Genomic DNA, 21,465 nt, shown 5'->3' with positions numbered 1-21,465 from the left:
AAGCCGACTCCATATAACGCCCGGAAAATCGCGACCGCCCGCATAACGGGCGGTTTATCGTCTCCCGCGCTTCGCGCAGAGGGCAGGAAGACCCTAGAAGAAGAGGGCTTCCGGGACGTTCCCGAAAGCCCTCGGTTTACTCTCGTTTCCGTAAGAGGAAGAGCCCGGCGATCGCTGCGACAAGCACGATCGGCGCAATTCGGACGAAAGCCCACTCAAATCCGTGATATAGGGCGCCCGCGACCGCCAGCTCGGGATCGGAGAAGTCCCAATACGAGTAAGGGCTTCCCAGCAGAATCAGGCACGCGAAGACGAGGACGATCGCAATGGCCAAGGCGAGCAGGGTTCCGCGGACCAATCTCCGCCACAACTTCCTCCCACGAGCGAGCTGGAGGTCGACGACCTGGAGCTTTTCGGCAATTGCACTAAGGTTATCCGCTTCAGGTTCCGAAACGGTTTCACCAAGCAGCGCCCCCACGGAAGCATCGAGCACTTCCGACATCGAGACAAGCATATCGGAGTCGGGAACCGAAAGGCCGCGCTCCCATTTTGAGACAGTCTGGCGAACGACGTTCAGTTTGATCGCCAGCTCTTCCTGAGAGAGGCCGCGCGATTCGCGGACCGCTCGGATGTTCTCGCTCAACATTGCGGTCTCCTTCCTTCGATCGACTTTATTATCGTCGGTAGCGAGCCGTTGCGGCAAGCAACGGGAAGCGACATGGGGCGAACCCAGGCATGATTCAGGCATCATACCTGGCGGCTTGCAATGGGAGCCCGCCTTCTGGAGGAGAAGCGAGCCGGCGTCCACGGGGGCATCTACCATAACGCGGCCCGAAGGAGTTGCAGGAGAGATCGGCGGGCTCCTGCGGGAATACGACCCGAGGGCGGCTCACATGCTCGAGCAGATCATCGAGTTTCACGTCAAGTTCGAGCGCATCTATCCCTTCCAGGACGGAAACGGCCGCGTCGGCCGGCTCATCATGCTGAAGGAATGCCTGGCGAGCAACGTCGTGCCGTTTGTCATCGCCGCCAGCATGAAGGCCTATTACTACCGCGGTCTCTCGGAGTGGAACCGGGAGCGGGGGTATCTGACCGAGACGTGCCTCGCTGCGCAGGATCGGTTCAAGACGTGGATGGACTATTTCCGCATCCCGCATGGCGAGTAGGATGATGCGCGGATGACGGGTCGATTAAGAAAGCGCCATCAATCGTTCGGCTCAAGACGTTTCCGAGCGCGATCTACGGTTACGCTACCATCACGTTCGTTTCCGCCCACAGGAAATCCGAACCGTCGATAGTGCCGAGCGACAACTCCGTCGTATAGGCATCTCCCATGAGCGCGATTCCCTCGTGCTTCATAACCAGGGCGATCTTCCTATACATCTCGAATACCAGGTTCTCTTCGAGCGGACCGTCATCCCTGACCGCACCGAGGGGCAGGGCGCTCAGATACCGCAGATAGCGTCCTGCGGGACGCAGCCGGTATCGGTCGCAAGGTACGGGACGCAGGGTCTGCGTGCACAGGAAGAAGCCGAGCTGATAGCTATCGGCCGCAAAGCAGGAGCGTTCTATGCGGTAAGACGCCTGCTGCGACTCGGCAAGGAGCTCCAATCCCTTCCCGTTGCAGTAGGCGATGTGGTCGGCAAGCGCGTCGAACGTCACTTCGATGTCGCCGGCGAGGGGCAGGCGCGTCTCGATGTAGTGCGCCTCGGGGCATTCTTGGATGCGCCAAGAGCCGGATGTCAGCTCGCCTGCCCCACCTCGCCACGTTTCGAGCTCGTCGATGCGCTCGACGAAACTTGCGAGCAGATCTCGCTTGCGCTCAAGGAGGGCGATCTGCCGACCGAGTGCCTCCATGCGCTTGGCTATGACCTCCCTAAGTTCGCCCTTGTCGCCTTCCAGGAACCGCTTGATATCCGCAAGGGAACAACCCGCATCCCTAAGCGATGAGATGAGCATGAAGTCCATGACCTGGTCGGGAAGGTAGTTCTTGTAGCCATTTTCGGCAATGAAGGCAGGTGACAGCAGCCCGATATCCTCATAGTGCCGCAACGTGTCCTTGGTGGTCCGGCACAAGCGAGCGAACTGCCCACTGCGAAGCGCCCTGTTCATAGAGACGACTCCTTTCGCTTGTTTCAGCATTCGCATTTTAGCGCTTGACTATGGTGTTACCCCATAGTTTAAGGTCACTTCGTGATGAAGGCGACAAAGGGCGATCAAAGGAAGCGAGCATGGACGAAAAGCGGACAAGCGCGTCGGGCTCATCGGGCATGAGCGGTTGGAAACGCCGAGCGATGACCATATGGACGGGGCAGGCGCTCTCGTACGTGTCCACGCAGACCGCGACCTTCGTGGTGATGTGGCATGTGACCACGTCGACAGGATCAGCTGCGGCGTTGTCCTTGGCCGGTCTTGCGGGGCTTTTGCCGGCGGCGCTCCTTTCGCCCATAGGCGGCGTAGTAGCAGACCGATACAGCCGAAAGGCCGTCGTGCTGATCGCCGACGGCGGGGCGGGCCTCGTCTCGCTTGCGATGGCACTCGCCTTCGCGGGAGGCGTCACAGCGCTACCGCTGGTCATCGCCCTTCTGGCCATGAAGGCTACCGCGACGGCCTTCCACGGCCCCGCGCTTTCGGCCATGATGCCCCAGATCGTCCCCGAACGCCACCTCATGGGCATCAATGCACTCGACCAGATGCTCATCAGCGGCTCGGCCATAGCGGGACCGGTTCTCGGCGCGCTTCTCTATAGCACGCTCGGAATCTCCGCCGCCCTCTTCCTCGACGCCGCCTGCGCTGCACTCGCCTGCTTCTACCTGGCGTCGGCCCGGATCCCCTCTCATGCCCGTCTGCAGATCGCCGGACTTGCCAGCGTGCGCATGGAACTGAGGGAGGGCATTGCGTGCGTGTGGCATGACAGAGGCGTGCGCATGTTGATGCTGGTCGAGATGGCGGGCATGGCGCTGCTCATGCCCCTCGGCAGTCTGGAGCCGCTGATGGTCTATAGCCGCTTCGGCGGCGACAGCTGGGCGGCATCGTTCGTCGAAGCGGCTTTCGGCACCGGTCTCCTACTCGGCTCGGGGATCGCGATGGCGCTGACGGGTGTCCGCCGCAAGGTGTCGATCGTCTTGGGATCGGGTGCCGCGATGGGCGCCGCCCTGCTTTCCTGCGGCCTGCTGCCGCAGAACGGCTACGCGGCCTTCGTCATCCTTTTCGGCCTAGCGGGTGCAGGTATGGGCGTATACGCCGCACCTGTCATGCCCCTGGTGCAGCGGCGTATCCCCGAAAGCCATCTTGGACGGGCGATGGGCGTCTACTCTTCGGGCGTGCTCCTGGCATCGCCTGTGGGCCTCGCACTTGCCGGACCTGCGGCCGCGACGGTCGGCATCGCTCCGTGGTTCATGGTTTGCGGCTCGCTCATGCTGGCCGTCCACCTCGTAGCATTTGCGTCTGGCGGCCTTCGCGCGCTCGATAGGGAAGCTTCCTAGTTTCGCTGGTCGGTATCGTTTCCAGCGAACGGCATTTTTGAGGCTCATGATGTCCATTCCAATAGACAGCTTCTCAGAGCCTTTGGCGAAGAGTTGTCGTATATTGATGTCCTGCGTGGTCATATTCTAGAATCGAACCCGCACAGTTAATCGACGGTGTAAGCGCGAACTTGCTGGAGGGAAAATGAAGCCGGTTTTTGAAAATGCTGGAGTTCACTACGATGTTCCGGGGCGATACCGCCTGCATGTTCATGAGAAGGGCATCACTTATGCACCGACCGATGGGAAGAAGTCAGTTGATGTGAGGTTCTCGGAGGTCGGCTCGATTTTTCTTCTTGGATACTGCAACTCGAATCGAAGCTATACGGTGACTTTCCGTGATTTCGAGGGAAAGGACATCGGCGAGATTCAGACGGATGTGCATGACGACCGGGAATACCACAACGTCCGAGAGACGAAATCTATCCTTATCGCCTTTGCGGAGAGCAAGCTCACCGGGGAGTTTCCCGAGAACATCGACAACCTGGATCTGAAGATCGCATCCAGCCTGGCCGAGAAGGACATCTACATAAGGGACGGCTACCTGATGGGAGCTAAGCACCGGATAAGGCTCTCGGATATCCGCAGGGTGAAGTGCATCACCAACGGAACCTTGAGCAATCTCTCTGTGCACACCAAGGAAAAGGGCGGCTTTCTCGATAAACCCGATATGAAAGTTCCGGTCAACGAGCTGACGCTGCCGATCCTGGAAGCCGCAGTCGTTCGGAACACCGGAAATGTCATAGATTTCACCAGGGGCAACGGGTTCGACCAGAAAACGTGCGAGTTCGTCCTCGTTCGGTATATGAACTCGAGCTTCTTTGCGAACAGCGACGGAAGCGTCGCAGACGACTGGCGCCGAATCGCCTACAACCACATTCAGTCATACCAGTCGGATATCGCAATTCCCGAAACACGCTGATCAGCGTCTTTCCCATGCAGCCTCCCCCTCCCGCATTGTTTTCATCGGAAGGTGTGCGGCATTCGATGAAGCCGATGCGGGGATCCATCAACGCGCCACACTCTGTTGGCCGAGCAGCAGTCTCCGATAGATAGCGTAATCCGTCTCGGAGAACACGTCGAACACCACCGTCATGCCGCCGCCGTGCGACTCAAGCCAGCCGCGCACCGCATCGACCGCGATTCGCGCCGCCTCCTTCTGGGGAAACCCGAATATACCGGTGCTGATGCAGCAAAAGCCGATGGAGCGAAGCCCGTACTTCGCGGCAAGATCGAGGCAGCTGCGGTAGCACGATGCCAGCTGCATGCGATGCGCGTCGTTCGGCCGGCCGTCGGCGATGGGACCCACCGTGTGGATGACATGCCGGGAAGGCAGGTTGTAAGCGGCGGTGATCTTGGCCGCACCCGTAGGCTCGTCGCAGCCCTGCTCCTCCATGATGCGAGCGCATTCGGCTCGCAGTTGGACGCCGGCGAAGGTGTGGATGGCGTTGTCGATGCAGTGGTGCCCGGGCACCCAGCATCCGAGCATCCGGCTGTTGGCCGCGTTCACGATGGCATCGACGTCGAGCGTCGTGATGTCGCCGCGCCACAACCGGACGCGCCCATCGTCGGAAACGGCTTCGGTGGAATCGACGCCGGATATCCCGGCCTCGGCGATCATGCCCGTCAGAAGCTCGTCTTGCATCTCGATCCAGCGAGCGTCGGCCGCCCATGCAGGACGTGTATTCACCAGCGCCCGGAACGCATCCCAAAGCCCGTCTTCGTTGGCGGCCGTCGGCGCAGCGATGCCCCGCTCGGCGCTAAGGCCCTTCACGAGCTCTTCGAGCAGATGTCGTTTCCTTCCAGGTTCCATGCGCATCCTCCTCAATCCCCCGATCAAAGCAGCTCGCCCAGCACCGCGTCGATATCCGCATCCAGCACGATCGAACGGTCTCGAATCTCGACGGCCGTGTACGCCTCTCCGTAGTTCACGCAGGCGTAGATAGCCTCGGGGTTCTCGTAAACGCGCCGGTAGAAAGGGTACTTGATGATGATCGGGGTGTTCATGCCCACGCCCAGCTCCAGATAGAGCACCCTCCCCGTTTCGTGCGCCTCGAGAAACGCCCGGTAACGCGCAGCCGCCGCGCGCCAACCGGCATCCTCCACGAAGGTCCCGTCCGCGCGCAGGTTCATGGTCATGGGCTTGCCGCAGCGGGGGCACGTGGGCACCAACTCGCTGGGAACGCGCATATCGCGCTGCTCTTCCACCATGCGCTTCACCGCAGCGTAGTTGTCGTAGGTGATGTCGTGGCATGGTTCGCTGCACTGCCACAAACCGTAGTCGCCCTGGGTGTAGAACAGCCGCTCCCGAGGAAAGCCCGCCTGTTGGAACTGATGGTCGACGTTGGTGGTCAGCACGAAGAAATCCCTGCCGTCCAGCAGCTCGAGGAGCTTCCCGTAGGTGTCTTTGGGCGCCGGCTCGTAGCGGTTGCACCAGATATGGCGGCTCCACCACGCCCACCGCTCTTCGGGCGCGGCGAACGGGAAGAACCCGCCCGAATACATGTCGCGGATACCGTACTTCGCGGCGAAGTCTCCGAACAGCCTCTCGAAGCGCTCCCCCGCATACGTGAAGCCGGCCGCGGTTGACAAGCCCGCACCCGCTCCCACGACGATCGCATCGGCGCTCTCGATAGCTTCCTTCAAGCGTCCCAGGTCGTTTCCGTACCGGTTGCCAGTCACTGCGACCTCCCGTCCTTCGACAATCGCCCGGCTGCGACGGCTGGGATCGGCGCGATGCGCCCTTTCCCTTTTCGTCCGACATCGGCGTTCCGTTGATTTCTGTCGATGCGAATACTAGAATCGTTGCATACCGATGGAAAGTAGGCACAATATAGTGCTGTAGGTACCTTTTTGTAACTAATGTGCTTAAACTGGAGTTTAGGATGTGGTTAGACTATGGGGATAGCGAAGAACGAGGCGGTTCTCGAATCGCTGCCGCCTTGTCCCGTGGAAACGACGCTTTCGCTGATCGGCAATAAATGGCAGGTGCTCATCCTGCGCGACCTCGTGCTCAACGACACCATGCGCTTCAAGGAGCTGCAACGCTCCATCGGCAAGGTGTCGCAGAAGGTACTCACCTCGAACCTCCGTACCATGGAAGCGCGGGGCCTCGTTCACCGCGAGGTGTACGCCGAGGTTCCCCCGCGCGTGGAGTACTCGCTCACCGAGCTGGGCAAGACGCTCGAGCCCGTGCTCGACGCCCTGTGGGCCTGGGGCGAAGGATACAAGGAGCGGCTGAAAACCAGCGGATAGCCGGCCGGATGGAAGGTGGGCGCGTTGCTTGGCTCGAAGGCCCTATATCCTCAAAAGCCGCCGCACGTTTCCTCCCAGAACGGCCTCTGTGACGGCGTCCGAGGGGCTCGTCCGCCAGGAAGGCCCCCGGATACGCGAGAGGGGCCCCGGGAGGGGCCCCTCTCGGGGTCTTTTCTGGAGGCGACGCCCGGATTCGAACCGGGGGTGAAGGCTTTGCAGGCCTCTGCCTTACCGCTTGGCCACGTCGCCGGGGATGAAGCAAGGGGCCGGCCACGCTTGATGGCCGGCCCCGGGAAGACGGTGGAGCGGACAACGGGGTTCGAACCCGCGACCCCCACCTTGGCAAGGTGGTGCTCTACCAGCTGAGCCATGTCCGCGTCACGGGTGACCATGATACGCGACCGGGCGGGGGCGCGCAAGACCCAAAAAGTTTTTCTCCTGTCGAAAAAACCTTTGACAGCCTTAACCGTTCCTGTATACTAACTGCTTGCTGATGCGGAAACGCATCCACGGCTAATCGGGCGGTTAGCTCAGTGGGAGAGCACTTCCCTGACACGGAAGGGGTCACAAGTTCAAATCTTGTACCGCCCACCATGAATGCACGGACACGCGCTACGGCGCGTGTTTTTCTTTTCCAGGCAAGGTATCGAAGCGCGATCCTCCAATCCCGCGCTAGAGCTCGCGCAGACTCGCGATCGTAGGGCATCCCGGCCGGCGGCTCTTCCCCTCCCGATCCAACAGCACGGCCTCGATATCGGCGTTCAGGGCCCCGCATACGTCGGCCTCGTACGAATCGCCCACATGGACGGCGCTATCGACCGCCGCGCCCAGCCGCTGCAGCGCCAGCTTGAAGATGGCGGGATCGGGCTTGCGCAAGCCCACCGCCGCAGAAGCGACCACCTCGTCGAAATACGGAAGCAGGCCCAGATCCCGCAGAAGCCCCTCGAGATGGTTCGACCAGTTCGACACCGCAGCCAACCGGCATCCCCTCCGTTTGAGCCGCGTAAGGCACGGCACGACGTCGCCGTAGACCTCCCATGAGCGCGCGTCGAGGTAGCGATCGTACATGAGGCGCGGAATCCGGTCGATCTCGTCGTCAAGACCCGTTTCGCGGCACATAAGCGCGTACATATCGAGCCATATCAGAACCGACCGATCCTGGTGGCACCAGAAGTCGCCGTCTTTGAGGTACTCGGCTTCGTAGTACTCGTACACCAGCGGCTGGAGCCTCACCGCGTGCCTTCGATCCACCTCGTAGCCAAGCTCGGTGCTCACGCGCCAGAACATCTCGCCGATATCGGGGCAGGCGCGCACGAGCGTCTGTCCGACATCGAACAGGACGACGCGGTGGCCCTTGGGCGAGGCGCCGCTAATCGACATGGCCGTCGTTGGGCTCGATGTGCACGAGGGCCTCTTTGACTTCGGGGCGAGCCTCCTTGATGGTGCGCTCGACCGCCTCGGCGACGCGGTGGGCCTCCCCCACCGTCATCCCTTCGTCCACAAGGACATGCAGGTCGCAGTAGATCTCGCTTTCGGAGCCGCGCGAGCGCTCGTGGTGGGTATCCTCCACTCCCTCGACCGACATCGCCAGCCCGCGAAGCTCCTCGACCGGTATGACGGCATGGTCGGACAAGGTCACGATAGCCGTGCTGAACACTTCGTAAGCGGCCTTCAGAATGGCCAGCATGACCAAAAGCGTCATAATGGGGTCGGCCATCGGGTAGCCCAGGGCCACAAGCCCCAAGCTCGCCAGAACCCCGATCGAGACGAACACATCGGAAAGCGTATGGCGGGCGTCCGCCGCAAGAACCTCGCTTTTCAGCTCGGCCGCGCGGCGCTTCTCGTACTGGGACACGAATATGTTCACCCCGAGCGTGCCGATCATCAGGACGAACGAGAACGGCTCGACCGTACCCGTCGAGCCCGTCGCGATCTTGGACAGCGCCTCCGAACCAACTTCGTAGGCCGCGAACAGCAGCATGACCCCGATGATCACGCTCGCATAGGTCTCGAACTTGGCGTGCCCGTACGGATGCGTCTCATCGGGGGGCCTCGAGGCGATCAGAACGCCGAAGATCCCCACCACGTTGCCCGCCGAATCGAACAGCGAGTGGACGCCGTCGGCCTGAACCGACGACAGACCCGAAACCGTTCCGTAGATGAACTTGGCAAACGCCACGGCCAGGTTGAACAGCAAGACGACGACGAGCACCGTCTGCACCTGGTTCGTGCGCGAGGTCGAATTGGAAGAAAGGAAGGATGCCACGGTATCTCCTTGCGCCCAAATGCAAAAAGTGCGAACCGACAGGTTCGCACTTAGTTCTCCTGGTGTCGGAGGCGGGATTTGAACCCGCACACCCGAGATATGGGCACTAGCACCTCAAGCTAGCGTGTCTGCCGTTCCACCACTCCGACGAATGCTGCTTCAAAAGCAACGCTGGTAACTATAACCGAAACAACGTCGCTTGTGAAGTAGGAATTTCTAACGGGAAATCGTTCCCTGGGGGTACACGAACATCAGCGCGACGAGCGCCAGCATGAAGATGATCGCGAGCGCAATGGTGATGCGGTCGAGGTTCTTCTCCACGATGCTGGTGCCGGTTTGCGACGAGTACACGGCGCTGGCGACCATGTCGGACACGCCGGTGCCCTTGCCGGAATGCAGCAAGATGAACACGATGAGCCCCAGACCGGAAACGATCAGGAGTATGAGCAGGATAATCAGAAGAGGGTTCACAGCGACTCTACTTTCAGATTGCCTATTACAACAACTCGGAGATTATATTAGAAAACGAACCGCAATCGGCACCGTTTCGGGAAACAAACGGAAAGATCGACCATCCCTCCACAGATGGGAACCGCGCGATACCGTCACCCATCAGGCAAGAAGGCTGTCGGCGGTCATCTCGGCCGGCCGGGCCACGCCCATCATGTCCAGCAGCGTGGGCGCCAGGTTGCACAGCGATCCGACGCGGTTTCGCAGCGCGAGGCCCCTTCCCGAATAATCGACCAGGGCCAGCGGCACGAGCGCGGTGGTATGCGCGGTCATCGGCGTCCCGTCCTCGGCGATCATCTTGTCGGCGTTGCCGTGGTCGGCGGTGATGAGGGCCACGCCCGATCGGCGCTCGAGCGCCTCCAGCACCTGCCCGACCGCCGCGTCGACCGCCTCGACGGCGCGCACCGCCGCCGGGATGACGCCGGTATGCCCCACCATGTCGCAGTTGGCGAAGTTCACGATGTAGACGTCGGCCTCGTCGGCGTCGATCGCGCTTGCGAGGGCATCGGCCACCAAAGGAGCGCTCATCTCGGGCTGAAGATCGTACGTGGCCACCTTCGGGCTCGCGATGAGCTTGCGCATCTCCCCCGCCTTGGGCTGCTCGCGACCGCCGTTCAGGAAGAACGTGACATGCGCGTACTTCTCGGTCTCGGCGATGTGGTACTGGGCGAGACCGGCTTCGGACACCACGTCGGCCAGCACGTTTTCCGGGAACGTCTTCGGGAAGGCGACGGGTGCGTCGATGGTCGGATCATACTCGGTGAGGCAGACGAACGAGACGTCCCTTCTCTGCAAACGGTCGAAGCCGTCGAACGCCTCGTCGACGAACGCCCTGGTTATCTGACGGGCGCGGTCGGGGCGGAAGTTGAAGAACACCACGGCATCGCCGTCGCGCACGCCGCGGGCGTCGAACGCGGCCGGAACGACGAACTCGTCGGTGACGTCGCGCTCGTACGACGCGGCCAGCGCCTGCTCGAACGAGAGGTCGCTGAGCGGATGCGCGCCGACGATCGCGTCGTAGGCGAGCTGCACCCGTTCCCATCGGTTGTCGCGATCCATCGCGTAATAGCGCCCCGACACCGAGGCGACGCGCGCGCAGAAGCCGTCGTCGGACAGGTCGGACAGAACCGACTCCAGCTCGCGTGCGAATCCCGTGCCGCTTTTCGGCGCGACGTCGCGCCCGTCCATGAAGCAATGGACCGACACGTTGCCCACGCCGCGCTCCTTAGCGGCCCTCACCAGGGAGTACAGATGCTCGTTGGAGGAATGGACGCCGCCGTCGGACAAAAGCCCCATGAGATGGAGCACCGACCCGGGGCCCTTCGCCGCATCGAACGCAGCCTGCAGCACGGGGTTGGCGGCCAGCTCGCCGGTGCGACAAGCCTGGTTGATGCGCGACAGCTCCTGATGGACCACGCGGCCTGCGCCGATATTGAGGTGCCCCACCTCGGAGTTGCCCATCTGACCGTCCGGCAGCCCCACCGACTCGCCCGACGCATCGAGCTTCGTCATCGAGCAAGTCGAGAACACTTTGTCGAGCACCGGCGTCGAGGCGAGCGAGATCGCGTTTCCCGGGCCCGCGTCATCGAGCCCAAAACCGTCCATGATGATGAGCGCGGCCGGAAGCGTGTAGGCTGCGCGCGCTTCGGCGCCTTTCCTCTCCCACGTCATCGCACGCACGCCCTCACCAGCGACAGAAAACCCCTCGCATCGAGGCTGGCGCCGCCCACCAAACCGCCGTCGATGTCGGGTTGGGCCATGAGCAGCTCGATGTTGCCGATGTTCACCGACCCGCCGTACAGGATGCGCACCGCCTCGGCCGTATCCGACCCGTAGCGGCGCGCCAGCACTCCTCGGATGGCCGCGCAGATCTCCTCGGCCTGCTCGGGCGTGGCGGTGCGGCCCGTGCCGATGGCCCACACAGGTTCGTAGGCGATGACGCACGAGCGGGCCTCGACCTCGTCGATCCCCGCGAGCGCCGCTTCGACCTGGGAGCATACGTATTCGACCGCTTCGCCCGCTTCGCGCACGAACAGCGATTCCCCCACGCAGACTATGGGGGTCATGCGCGCGGCGAGAACGGCCTTGGCCTTGCGGTTCACGTCCTCGTTGGTCTCGCCGAACAGATTGCGGCGCTCGGAGTGGCCCACGATGACCGCCGAGCAGCCGGCCGAAGCCAGCATGCCGCAGGAAAGCTCGCCGGTAAAGGCGCCGCTTTCCTCCCAGTACACGTTCTGGGCTCCCACCTGGACCTTGACGCGATCGAACTCGAACACGGTCTTCACCGGTTTGATGTCGAGCGCGGGGGGGCACACCAGCACGTCCACTTCGCTTGCCCAGTCCCGTTCGAAGTTGTTGCAGATGTCTTGGGCCAGCACCACTGCTTCGGGAATGGTGTTGTTCATCTTCCAGTTGCCTGCGATCAGAGGTGTGCGCACGGATGCCCCTTTCTAAAAACGGTTACGCTACCGGCTAGCGGCAAAGCGCCGCCACGCCGGGCAGCTCCTTGCCTTCGACGAGCTCCATCGAGGCGCCGCCGCCGGTCGAGATGAAGGTCATGCGGTCGGCCAGGCCGAACTTGTTGACGGCCGCCACGCTGTCGCCGCCGCCGATGATGGTGGTTCCGGTGCGGTTCTCGGCAATGGCCTCGGCAACCGCGCGGGTTCCCGCCGAAAACGCATCCATCTCGAACACGCCCATCGGGCCGTTCCAGAACACCGTGGCGGCCTTGCGGCACGCCTCTCCGTACAGCTCGGCGGTCTTCGGGCCGATATCGAGCCCCATGCGGTCCTCGGGAATGGAATCGACCCCGACCACCATCGAATCGGCGTCCTCGGCGAACCGGTCGGCCGCGACGACGTCCACGGGAAGCAGCAGCTCCACGCCTTTCTCTCGCGCGCGCTCGATCATCTGAGCGGCGCGGTCGACGAAATCGCGCTCGCACAGGGACGAGCCGACGCCGTGGCCTTTGGCCGCAAGGAAGGTGAAGCACATGCCGCCACCGATGACGAGCGTATCGCATTTCTCCATCAACGCGTCGATGACCTGGATCTTATCGGATACCTTGGATCCTCCCAGCACCGCGGTGAAGGGGCGCTCGGGCTGGGCGAGCATGCCGGTGAGCGTGGACACCTCGCGCTCCATGAGGTAACCCGCATAGGTCGGGAGCAGCTCTGCCACGCCCGCGGTCGAAGCGTGGGCCCGATGAGCGGTGCCGAACGCGTCGTTCACGTACACTTCGCCCAGTTTGGCCAGCTCGGCGCAAAACGTCGGATCGTTTTTCTTCTCGCGCTTATCGAAGCGGAGGTTTTCCACCACGAGGATCTCGCCGGGCGCCAGGGACTCGGCCTTGGCGAGGGCGTCGGGGCCCGCGATATCGTCTGCCATGCGCACCGGCGCATCCACGAGCTGGGCCAGCCGCTTTGCGGCGGGCTTCAGGGAGAAGCCCTCCTCGAACCCCTCGCCCGAAGGGCGGCCCCGGTGGCTCATGAGCACCACGCGCGCGCCCTGGCCCACCAAACGCTCGATGGTGGGAAGCGCGGCGGTGATGCGCGTATCATCGGCGACCAGGCCGTCTTTGACCGGGACGTTGAAATCGACGCGCACCAGAACGCGTTTGCCGGCGGCGTCGAGCTGATCGATGGTGTTGATGGTGGTCATGCATGTGTCCTTTTCGTACAACCGGTCTGCAAAAGCAATCGGGCGACCCCGAGGCCGCCCGAGCGAAGTGCCTAGAGCATGATCTTGACAAGATCCTTGACGCGCTGGGAGTAGCCCCATTCGTTGTCGTACCAGGCAACGCATTTCACCAGGTTGCCCTGGCCCCCCAGAACCATGGTGAGCTGGGAGTCGAAGATAGACGAATGGGAGTTGCCCACGATGTCGCACGAGACCAGCGGCTCGTCGAGGTACTGGAGGATGCCCTTCAAGGGCCCCTCGGCGGCGGCCTTCATAGCGGCGTTCACCTCGTCTACCGTAACGTCGCGCTCGAGCTCGACCGTCAGATCGACCATCGATCCGTCGGGGGTGGGCACGCGCGTGGCGAACCCGTCGAACTTGCCCTTCAGCTCGGGAAGCACGAGGGAGACCGCGCGGGCGGCGCCGGTGGTGGTGGGGATCACCGACAGGTTGGCCGCGCGGGCGCGGCGCAGATCCTTATGCGGCAGATCGAGGATCTTCTGATCGTTGGTGTAAGCGTGGATGGTGTTCATGAACCCGCGCTTGATGCCGAAGCTGTCCAGGAGGACTTTGGCGAAAGGAGCGAGGCAGTTGGTGGTGCACGACGCGTTCGACACGATGCAGTCGGCGTCCTTGTCGTAGTCGCCCTCGTTCACGCCCATGACGATGGTCTTGTCGACGTTTTTACCGGGAGCGGTGATGACGACCTTCTTCGCGCCCGACTCGATATGGGCGCGCGCCGCATTGGCGTCGGTGAAGCGGCCGGTGGACTCGACGACGACGTCGACTCCCAGCTCGCCCCAGGGAATCTCGGAGGGGTTGCGGGTGCCGAACACCCGGGAGGGATGGCCGTCGACGATGAGGGTGTCTCCGTCGATCTCGATCTTGTCGAACATGCGACCGTGCACGGAGTCGTATTTCAGCAGATGGGCCATGGCCTCGATGCTACCAGGGTCGTTGATCGCGACGATCTCGACCTCCGGATCGTTCGCCATCGCACGATAGACAAGTCGACCGATTCGTCCGAAGCCGTTGATGCCTACCTTGGTTGCCATTGCTCCCCTTTCTTCGAATGACAGATGCGTTCTCGCGTCCAGCGCACGGAATGCGCGCGGCCATTTTAACGTATCGGAAACGTTAGGATTGACGAGCGAGCGCTTCTATTCGGCGGACGCGATGGTAAACGGCCGATTTGGACAGCGGCGGGTCGGCCCGCTCGCCCAACTCCTTCAGCGTGGCGTCCGGATACTTCACCCTCAGCTGGATGATCTCGCGCAACGCGGGGGGAAGCTTGTCGGGGCCGTGCGTTTCCAGCACGCGGCGCATGGCGTAGATCTGATCGACCGAGGCGTTCGCCGCCTTCGTGGCGTTGGCCATCTCGGCGTTGGTCATGCGGTTCACGTCGTTGCGCACGCTTTTCACCACGCGCGCGTTCTCCATGTCGAGCGCCGCCTGGTTCGCGTGCGCGTAGGCCAAAAACTCGAGGATGGCTTCCCCGCTTTTCAGGTAGACCATGTACGAGCTGCGCCGCTGCATGATGCGCGCGTGAATGCCCGCGCCGCCCATGAGCGCCGCCAGGTCCTCGGCCAGCTCGCGCGACTCGAGCGTGATCTCGAAGTGGAAGTCGCCGCGCGGGTTGGCGACGAAGCCGCTTCCCATGAAGGCCCCGCGCAGGTAGGCCGAAGCGCAGCAGCGCTTGGCAACCAGCTGGGGCGCCAAACCGCGCACGAGCCCCTCGTCGCCCAGCACCCCCATGTCGCGCAGCGCCTCCCCGAGGTTTTCCTGGTCGGCGAAGCGGATGAGGTAGTTCGGCGTCTTGTGCAGAACGCTGCGGCGGATGACCAGGTTCGTCTCGAGGCCGTACAGCTCGTGGGACAGCGTGATGACGCATCGCGCGACCGCGGCGATGTCGGTCGAGATCTCCAGGCCGTAGCGGCCCGGCCCGCGCAGAAGCAGCGTTCCCTCGACGCGCACGAGCGCCGCGAGAACGGCCCGGCCGCAATGCGAGCATTCGGGCGCGACGCGCGCAAGCTCCTCCTTCACATCCGAGGCGAACGACATCTGCCCAGCACCTCCTCGAACGCCTCGCGCAGACGAAGAGGATCGTGCCAGGTCACCGCATTATGGTCAGCCAGATCGCGCATGATCACCTGAATGCCGCGCGCTTCGATGCGCGCCGCCTCGGCAGAAGAGAGCAGCACGGGGCGCACCGCCTCGCCGCGTTCGTCGATCGCAGACGGCGCGTTTGCGATGAGGAAGTCGACCAGTCCGGTCATGCCGTGCTCTTCAAGCGCGCGCACGTGGTCGGTGACCGACATGCCGCGCGTCTCGCCCTGGACGTCGGCAAGCGAGCACACGAATGCGACCGGCGCCGACGAGCGGGAGATCGCCTCCACGATACCGGGGACCAGCAGGTTCGGAATGATGGAGGTGAACAGGGATCCGGGGCCGAGCACGATGAGGTCGGCCCGCTCGATCGCATGCACGGCGGGTTCGTAGGCCGCTATGGGCTCTTCGGACGAAAGGCGCACGCGCGAGAGCGGCGAGCGGGAATGCGACGCCACGGCCTGGCCGAACACCGTGCGTCCGTCGGCCGTGTCGGCTTCGAGGATAACGCGCCCGAGCGTGGAGGGGTACACGTGCCCGCGGGCCCCCAGCATCTTCTCGCAGATGGCGATGGCCTCCGGAAAGCTCCCCGTAGTCGCCTCGAGCGCGGAGAGCACGAGGTTGCCCAGCGTGTGGTTCTCGGCGAACGTGAAGCGTATCTTGAAGGCCTCGGTGAACGGATCGTCGGAATCGGACGCCATGGCGGTCAGGCACTTCCGAATATCCCCCGGTGCCGTCGCACCCGCTTCCGTGCGCAAGATGCCGGTCGATCCTCCATCGTCGGCCATCGCGACGACCGCGGAGGTCTTCACGCCCATGGACAGGAGGGTCCGTATCGAAACCGGCGCCCCGGTGCCACCGCCGATGACCACCGCCTTGAAGCGGCGTTTGGGAAGTATGGAGCCCGACAGGTCCTTCAGCACGGCGAAGGCGGCGGTTGCGGACGGATCGTGGACGAAGGCCTCTTCGGCCTGGCGGTCGCGCTTCATCATCAGTCGTTCGCGCTCTCGCTCACGTTGGCCACGGTGACCGACCCGTCACCGCGCACCGCCAGCTTCAGATCGCGGTGCGCGACGCTCACGCGGTATCCCTTCGACGAAAGGTAGTCGCCTGTGACCTCGGCGAGCGCGACGCTGCGGTGCTGGCCGCCCGTGCATCCGACCGCGATGGCGAGCTGCTGCTTTCCTTCCGACACATAGCCCGGCATGACGCAGTCCAAAAGCGCCTCCCAACGGCGCAGGAACTTCTCGGTCTCCTCGTTGTACAGCACGTAGTCCCGAACCGGCTGGTCCAGCCCGGTCAGATACTTCAACCTGCTCTCGTAGTAGGGATTGGGAAGGAAGCGCACGTCGATGACCACGTCGGCGTCGGCGGGCGCCCCGTGCTTGAACCCGAACGAGTACACCGTGACCGAAAGGCCCTGCGCGGGAGAGCCGTCGGAGAACAGCTCGTGGAGCTTGGCGCGCAACTCGGCGGGCAGCAGGTTGGTGGTGTCGATCACGAACGTGGCGGCCTGCTTCAGCTCGAACAGCACGTCGCGTTCGCGCGCGATGCCGCGCGAGATGGTGGCCCCGTCGCCGCACAGGGGATGGCGGCGACGGCTGGACTTGTAGCGCGAGATGAGCTTCTCGTCGTCGGCGTCGAGGAACACGATGCGGTAGTTCACGCCCTTGTCCTTGAGGCTTTCCAGCTCGGTGTGCATCGCCTCGAAGAAGTCGCCCGTGCGCGCGTCGCACACGAACGCCAGCTTCGCGGGCTTCCCTTCGACCCCGTGGGCGCGGTACATGTCGATGAGGCTGCCGATGAGAACGGGAGGCAGGTTGTCGACGCAGTAATAGCCCAGGTCCTCGAACACGCGCATCGACTCGGTGCGGCCCGCGCCGCTCATGCCGCTGACGATGACCACCTCGAGGTTTTCAAGCGTGACGTCGCGATCGCCCATACCCAGCACTCCTTACTCCTCGCGCTTTGCCGCGCCCGACGCATCCGCCGCGCGCTCCGCTGCATCCTTATTATACTGCCGCAGGACCGCGAACAGCTCTTCTGCCACCTCGTCGGGAACGACGCGGGCCGAACGGATGTCGTCGAGCGAGGCTTCCTTCAGACGCTTGAACGACTTGAAGTGCCCCAGAAGCGCTTTTTTCCGCACGGGGCCCAGTCCCGCGACATCGTCGAGGATGCTGGCCGTCATACCCTTGCCGCGCAGCTCCCGATGGAACGTGATCGCAAAGCGGTGGGCCTCGTCTCGCACCTGCTTGACCAGGTACAGAGAAGCCGACCCGCCCGGCAGGACCACCGGCCCGGCGCTCTGCCAGGGCACGAACAGCTCCTCGTCCCGCTTAGCCAGGCCAGCGAGGGCGATGTCGTCGATCCCCATCTCTTCGAACATCTGCAGAACGACATTGAGCTGGGGTTTTCCACCATCGAGAATGATAAGGTCGGGCTTTGCGCCGAATCGGCGGTCGGCCATGCGCTCGGGGGCGTAGCGCCGCCGCATAACCTCCTGCATGCTGAGGAAGTCGTTCGCCTCGGTAAGCGGCGTCTTTATCTTGAAGCGGCGGTACTGGTTCTTGTCGGGGCGCCCGTTGGTGAACACCACCATGGACGCGACGGTGTAGCTGCCGTGGATGGTGGAGATGTCGAAGCACTCGATGCGGTAAGGGGGCCCGTCCATCGCCAACGCGCTTTCCAGCTGCAGCAGCGCCTCGTTGATGCGCTTGTCGTCGTAGTTGGTGCGCACCTTGTAGCGCATGAGGGTGTGCTTGGCGTTCTTCTCGGCCAGCTCGACCAGCTCGGCGCGCTCTCCTTTCTGCGGGGCGACGAAGCGCACCTTCGCCCCGTGCGCGTTCGCGAGCTTTTCCGTAAGCCATTCGCCCATCGCCTCGGCGTCCTCGGGCATCTCGCGCACGACGACTTCGCGCGGGATGGGGATGGACGTCGTCGCGTCGTAGTAGCGCAGCAGGAACATGTGGAGCAGGTCTTCGTCGGGCACGTCGCGCCCGCGATTCAGCACGAACTCGTTCGAGTTGATGATACGGCCCTCGCGCACCATCAGCACATGCACGCCGGCAACCGTCTCCTCGCGCTCGATGCCCACCACGTCGGCGTCGAGCGCATGGGTGGAGACGGCGCGCTGCTTGTCGGTAAGCGAGTTGATGGTGTCGATGCGGTCCTTGATGCGCGCCGCCCGCTCGAACTCGAGGTTCTCGGCGGCCTGCGCCATCTCGCGGGAGAGCTCGTCGAGGAACTCGCGGTGCTGCCCGTCCAGAAAGCGCGCGACCTTCTTCACGTTCTCGGCGTACTCGTCCGGCGTGATGCGCCCGCAGCAGGCTCCCGGCCCCAGGCCCACATGGCAGTCGAAGCAGGGACGCGACGACGTCTCGGGCGCCGCGTCCGCCTCCCCGCGCTCGAGGCTGCGCGACAGCCGCCGCCAGTCGGCGCACGACGACGCGCAGATCGGAACGATCCGGCGCGCGATGTCCACCAGGTTGCGCGCCGCGCGGCTATCGGTGAAGGGGCCGAAGTACCGGGTTCCGGCCCGATGCCGCTCGCGCGTGTACTTGATGGCGGGAAAGACATCCGATTTGGTCAGTGCGATGAACGGGTAGGACTTGTCGTCCTTGAAGTCGGCGTTGAAGAAGGGCGCGTGCTGTTTGATGAGGTTCTTCTCCAAAACCAGCGACTCGTGCTCGTTGGCGACCACCAGGTACTCGAACGAGTGTATCTGCTCGACCAGCAAAGGGATCTTGGCGCGGTCGTCCTGGAAGTTCACGTATTGGCGCATGCGGGCGCGCAGCTGTTTGGCCTTGCCGACGTAGATGACCTCCCCTGCGGCGTTCTTCCACAGGTAGCAGCCGGGCAGCGCGGGAACGCTGTCCAGCTCGCGCTTTATCCGCGCGATCTTTCGGGCAGAGGACTGCGCAGATGCCGAAGCCTGAGCAGATGCACCGGAAACAGAAGGGTTCGAGGATGAGTGGATCGTATCAATCATAGGCGCAGTATAGCAAAGCGCCTCGAGACAAACGCGATACGTGCCCTAGCTGAAACCGCAAGAGCGCCATCAAGGCTCAGATCAGGATGCCGCGCCGCCGCTTTCGGATATCGTGCGATTATCCTCCAAACTAATTAGCGGGATACACAACGTCCCAATCGGGGGGAGACGGCGGCCAGAAAGGCAGGTTCAAGACAACACCTCGCGACAAGGCGGCCTCGCCACCGAAGACGAAGCCCTCGCACCTCGTGTCCCGAGCGACGGGCGCCTGGCAGCGCTTCAGCGCGAGCACTGCCGCCCACCCATCCTCGTACCCATCGGAGCTGTAGTCCTCCACGAGGGCGAGGCCGAGCCCGTGGCGCCCGCAGCAGGCCGAGGCCACGAGAGCGTCATAGTAGTCCTCCACCGTGGCCACGCCACCGCCCCAGAATCGGTAGCCGCGTGCAGCCTGCCAGTCCAGAAGCGCTGCACAGGTACCCACTGCGTCCACACCCCAGACGCGCTCGGGCGCGGCGGCACCGAGCCGAGCGAGTTCCGAAGAGGGAACGGCACTGTCGCCACCGAGAACCACCGCTTCAGAGAACGCACCCGAGCCGAGTGCGGCGGCGGCTTCGACGGACAGAACACCGTCGGCCCCGGCAAGGACCACCGGGCAGCGTCGGGCATAGGCGTAGGGGCCCGCCGACAACGCGTCCTGGAAGGTTCCGGAGGTGGCAACGAAAGCGGTAGACGACCACGAGCTACGCGACGTGAGCACCGCGAGCGAAGTGCCCACCGCATCCTCGCCCCAGATGCGTTCGGGATCGGAGCCCACCAGCTCGGCCAGCTGGGCGGCAACGCGAGCCGACACCGCGGCCTCACCGCCCACCACGATTGCGTGGGAGGGGGAAAGCTCCTCGATAACCGCACGGGTCTGCGCAGACAGCTCGTCGGGCTCGGTCAGCAGGACGGGTGCGCCCTCGATCCCGGCCAGACCCGATGCCGATAACGCGTCCCACCAACCCCGGGAAGTGCACACCACCACACAGTCGGGCGCCGGTTTCTCGGGGGAGCTGGCATCGAAGTCATCCACCCCGCCCCCACGGGGAACGAAGCCTGCGCCACGGTGAAGGACGGCCTCCTTCATGGTGTCGAGGGCGGAATCCCCGTAGACGCGATCCCAAATGACCAGGTAGTTGTAGTCGCATCCGTCCGAGCCGGGGATGCAGGCCCGCTGCTCGTCAGCCGAGGCAGTCGCCGGGGACCAGACGGAGATGAGCGCTGCCGCCACAAGAGAGCAGAACAGACCCGCAAGCGAAGCGGCCTTGGTTGCGTTCGTCATTTGGTCATCCTCCTTAGAGCAGCGCGTCGTTGAGACGCTTCTCGATGTCATCCGACGGAGCGGCCTTGCCACCCAGGATATAGCTTTCATTGATCGACCACTTGTTCGGCCTCACGAACCCGTCTATAGCCTCGCAATGACCTTCCGAGGCAAGAAGAAGCACCGATCCGAACTTGCCGCACAGGGACCCGCTCAAGTAAGTTATATCAAATTATAAGGAAAATGCCGACTTCTAACCTAAGCGTGCAGACACGCCTGGCGGATTCACACCAGTTTCTCGTAGGCGTAGCGCTCGGTCACCGGCTCGGGGCAGCCCACCAGATGGAAGGTGCCGCACTTCGTGTACCCCAGCTTGGCCAGGAGGCGGTGCATGGGGACGTTGCCCGGATGGGTGTCGAGGCGCACGCCCCTCATGCCGGCGGCGCGGGCGAGCTGCTCGGCCTGCCCCATCAGAAACGATGCGACGCCGCGACGGCCCGTGCGGGAGTCGGCTACCAGACGATGCACGACGCCGTAGTCGGGGTTTTCCGAATCGCCGTCGGACAGCCAGCTTCCCTCGAGCCTATCGTAGCTCGCGTCGCCGCGCAGGCTGAACATGACGTAGCCGAGGACCGAATCGCCCTCGACGCAGGCGAACAGCTCGCCGTTGACGATGTCGGCCTCCAGCATCGCGCGCGAGGGCCGGCCGTGCTGCCACTGGTCGATACCCAGGTCCGCGAGCGCCCGACGGCCGTCCTCGTATACATCCATCACCTGATCGAGCTCGGAGAGCTCGGCTTTGCGCAGTTCCATGAACGCCTCCCGCACTGAATCG

22 protein-coding genes and 4 tRNA genes are annotated in these 21,465 nt (G+C 63.5%); 5 read left to right on the top strand and 21 right to left on the bottom strand.

Going from position 1 to position 21,465, the window contains the following annotated elements; all coding sequences use genetic code 11:
• Window positions 1-136 precede the first annotated feature (136 nt).
• Window positions 137-646 (bottom strand): helix-turn-helix domain-containing protein, encoded by a 510-nt coding sequence (locus JI75_RS03500; RefSeq protein WP_039688795.1) that lies wholly within the window; start codon window positions 644-646, stop codon window positions 137-139.
• On the opposite strand from JI75_RS03500, the gene JI75_RS08915 reads away from it, so the two are divergent.
• Entirely contained in the window at window positions 630-1,166 is a 537-nt protein-coding gene (locus JI75_RS08915; protein WP_082019864.1) for a Fic family protein, read from the top strand. The genes JI75_RS03500 and JI75_RS08915 overlap by 17 nt on opposite strands.
• Window positions 1,167-1,245: 79 nt before the next feature.
• Here JI75_RS08915 and JI75_RS08725 read toward each other — a convergent pair whose 3' ends face one another.
• The gene (locus JI75_RS08725; protein ID WP_052241558.1) at window positions 1,246-2,112 is read right to left on the bottom strand and encodes a MerR family transcriptional regulator; all 867 of its coding nucleotides are present in this window, start codon (window positions 2,110-2,112) and stop codon (window positions 1,246-1,248) included.
• 119 nt (window positions 2,113-2,231) lie between these two features.
• Here JI75_RS08725 and JI75_RS03485 point away from each other — a divergent pair, with 119 nt between their 5' ends.
• On the top strand, window positions 2,232-3,485 hold the full coding sequence (locus tag JI75_RS03485) for an MFS transporter (RefSeq protein WP_039688794.1): 1,254 nt from the start codon (window positions 2,232-2,234) through the stop codon (window positions 3,483-3,485).
• 184 nt (window positions 3,486-3,669) lie between these two features.
• The gene (locus tag JI75_RS03480; RefSeq protein WP_039688791.1) at window positions 3,670-4,446 is read left to right on the top strand and encodes a hypothetical protein; all 777 of its coding nucleotides are present in this window, start codon (window positions 3,670-3,672) and stop codon (window positions 4,444-4,446) included.
• A gap of 87 nt (window positions 4,447-4,533) precedes the next feature.
• Here JI75_RS03480 and JI75_RS03475 read toward each other — a convergent pair whose 3' ends face one another.
• Window positions 4,534-5,337, bottom strand: a complete 804-nt coding sequence (locus JI75_RS03475) for a protein-ADP-ribose hydrolase (protein WP_039688789.1) — start codon at window positions 5,335-5,337, stop codon at window positions 4,534-4,536.
• A gap of 23 nt (window positions 5,338-5,360) precedes the next feature.
• Window positions 5,361-6,206 (bottom strand): SIR2 family NAD-dependent protein deacylase, encoded by an 846-nt coding sequence (locus JI75_RS03470; RefSeq protein WP_039688787.1) that lies wholly within the window; start codon window positions 6,204-6,206, stop codon window positions 5,361-5,363.
• A 216-nt stretch (window positions 6,207-6,422) separates the two neighbouring features.
• Here JI75_RS03470 and JI75_RS03465 point away from each other — a divergent pair, with 216 nt between their 5' ends.
• Window positions 6,423-6,779, top strand: coding sequence for a winged helix-turn-helix transcriptional regulator (locus JI75_RS03465; RefSeq protein ID WP_039688785.1), 357 nt, complete (start codon window positions 6,423-6,425; stop codon window positions 6,777-6,779).
• 175 nt (window positions 6,780-6,954) lie between these two features.
• Here the strand turns inward: JI75_RS03465 and JI75_RS03460 are convergent.
• Together JI75_RS03460 and JI75_RS03455 are read right to left on the bottom strand one after the other, a co-directional pair.
• Window positions 6,955-7,028 (bottom strand) — tRNA-Cys (locus JI75_RS03460).
• A gap of 52 nt (window positions 7,029-7,080) precedes the next feature.
• A tRNA-Gly gene (locus JI75_RS03455) sits at window positions 7,081-7,156 on the bottom strand.
• Between the two features lie 142 nt (window positions 7,157-7,298).
• On the opposite strand from JI75_RS03455, the gene JI75_RS03450 reads away from it, so the two are divergent.
• Window positions 7,299-7,373, top strand: a tRNA-Val gene (locus JI75_RS03450).
• Between the two features lie 78 nt (window positions 7,374-7,451).
• Here JI75_RS03450 and JI75_RS03445 read toward each other — a convergent pair.
• The 15 genes from JI75_RS03445 to JI75_RS03375 form a co-directional block, all read right to left on the bottom strand.
• A complete protein-coding gene (locus JI75_RS03445) occupies window positions 7,452-8,159 on the bottom strand; it encodes an HAD family hydrolase (RefSeq protein WP_052241557.1) in 708 nt (235 codons plus the stop codon).
• Window positions 8,149-9,045 (bottom strand): cation diffusion facilitator family transporter, encoded by an 897-nt coding sequence (locus JI75_RS03440; RefSeq protein ID WP_039688784.1) that lies wholly within the window; start codon window positions 9,043-9,045, stop codon window positions 8,149-8,151. Before JI75_RS03440 ends, JI75_RS03445 begins: the two co-directional genes overlap by 11 nt.
• A gap of 60 nt (window positions 9,046-9,105) precedes the next feature.
• Window positions 9,106-9,194: transfer RNA gene (locus JI75_RS03435), tRNA-Leu, on the bottom strand.
• Between the two features lie 67 nt (window positions 9,195-9,261).
• Complete coding sequence (gene secG, locus JI75_RS03430) at window positions 9,262-9,516, bottom strand: preprotein translocase subunit SecG (RefSeq protein WP_039688782.1); 255 nt, start codon at window positions 9,514-9,516, stop codon at window positions 9,262-9,264.
• Between the two features lie 141 nt (window positions 9,517-9,657).
• Window positions 9,658-11,226, bottom strand: a complete 1,569-nt coding sequence (gpmI, locus tag JI75_RS03425; RefSeq protein WP_052241556.1) for a 2,3-bisphosphoglycerate-independent phosphoglycerate mutase — start codon at window positions 11,224-11,226, stop codon at window positions 9,658-9,660.
• Window positions 11,223-11,993: a triose-phosphate isomerase gene (gene tpiA / locus JI75_RS03420; protein WP_039688780.1), complete on the bottom strand. Its 771-nt coding sequence runs from the start codon at window positions 11,991-11,993 to the stop codon at window positions 11,223-11,225. The genes gpmI and tpiA overlap by 4 nt, the downstream gene beginning before the upstream one ends.
• Window positions 11,994-12,027: 34 nt before the next feature.
• Entirely contained in the window at window positions 12,028-13,215 is a 1,188-nt protein-coding gene (locus JI75_RS03415; protein ID WP_039688778.1) for a phosphoglycerate kinase, read from the bottom strand.
• A gap of 71 nt (window positions 13,216-13,286) precedes the next feature.
• Window positions 13,287-14,288, bottom strand: coding sequence for a type I glyceraldehyde-3-phosphate dehydrogenase (gap, locus tag JI75_RS03410; RefSeq protein WP_039688776.1), 1,002 nt, complete (start codon window positions 14,286-14,288; stop codon window positions 13,287-13,289).
• An 82-nt stretch (window positions 14,289-14,370) separates the two neighbouring features.
• Window positions 14,371-15,294, bottom strand: a complete 924-nt coding sequence (gene whiA / locus JI75_RS03405) for a DNA-binding protein WhiA (protein ID WP_039688774.1) — start codon at window positions 15,292-15,294, stop codon at window positions 14,371-14,373.
• Window positions 15,273-16,331, bottom strand: a complete 1,059-nt coding sequence (locus JI75_RS03400; protein ID WP_240993214.1) for a gluconeogenesis factor YvcK family protein — start codon at window positions 16,329-16,331, stop codon at window positions 15,273-15,275. The genes whiA and JI75_RS03400 overlap by 22 nt, the downstream gene beginning before the upstream one ends.
• Window positions 16,331-17,281: an RNase adapter RapZ gene (gene rapZ, locus JI75_RS03395; RefSeq protein WP_039688770.1), complete on the bottom strand. Its 951-nt coding sequence runs from the start codon at window positions 17,279-17,281 to the stop codon at window positions 16,331-16,333. The genes JI75_RS03400 and rapZ overlap by 1 nt, the downstream gene beginning before the upstream one ends.
• A 12-nt stretch (window positions 17,282-17,293) precedes the next feature.
• The gene (gene uvrC, locus JI75_RS03390; protein ID WP_052241555.1) at window positions 17,294-19,330 is read right to left on the bottom strand and encodes an excinuclease ABC subunit UvrC; all 2,037 of its coding nucleotides are present in this window, start codon (window positions 19,328-19,330) and stop codon (window positions 17,294-17,296) included.
• A 130-nt stretch (window positions 19,331-19,460) separates the two neighbouring features.
• Entirely contained in the window at window positions 19,461-20,651 is a 1,191-nt protein-coding gene (locus JI75_RS03385) for a cell wall-binding repeat-containing protein (protein ID WP_039688768.1), read from the bottom strand.
• 13 nt (window positions 20,652-20,664) lie between these two features.
• Window positions 20,665-20,847, bottom strand: a complete 183-nt coding sequence (locus JI75_RS09160) for a hypothetical protein (protein WP_039688766.1) — start codon at window positions 20,845-20,847, stop codon at window positions 20,665-20,667.
• Between the two features lie 68 nt (window positions 20,848-20,915).
• Window positions 20,916-21,443, bottom strand: a complete 528-nt coding sequence (locus tag JI75_RS03375; RefSeq protein WP_039688764.1) for a GNAT family N-acetyltransferase — start codon at window positions 21,441-21,443, stop codon at window positions 20,916-20,918.
• Window positions 21,444-21,465: the final 22 nt, after the last annotated feature.

It is taken from the genome of Berryella intestinalis, assembly GCF_000814825.1.
Lineage (GTDB): Bacteria > Actinomycetota > Coriobacteriia > Coriobacteriales > Eggerthellaceae > Berryella > Berryella intestinalis.
The sequence above is the reverse complement of the archived record's forward strand: the minus strand, read 5'-3'. Positions and strand labels throughout refer to the sequence as shown.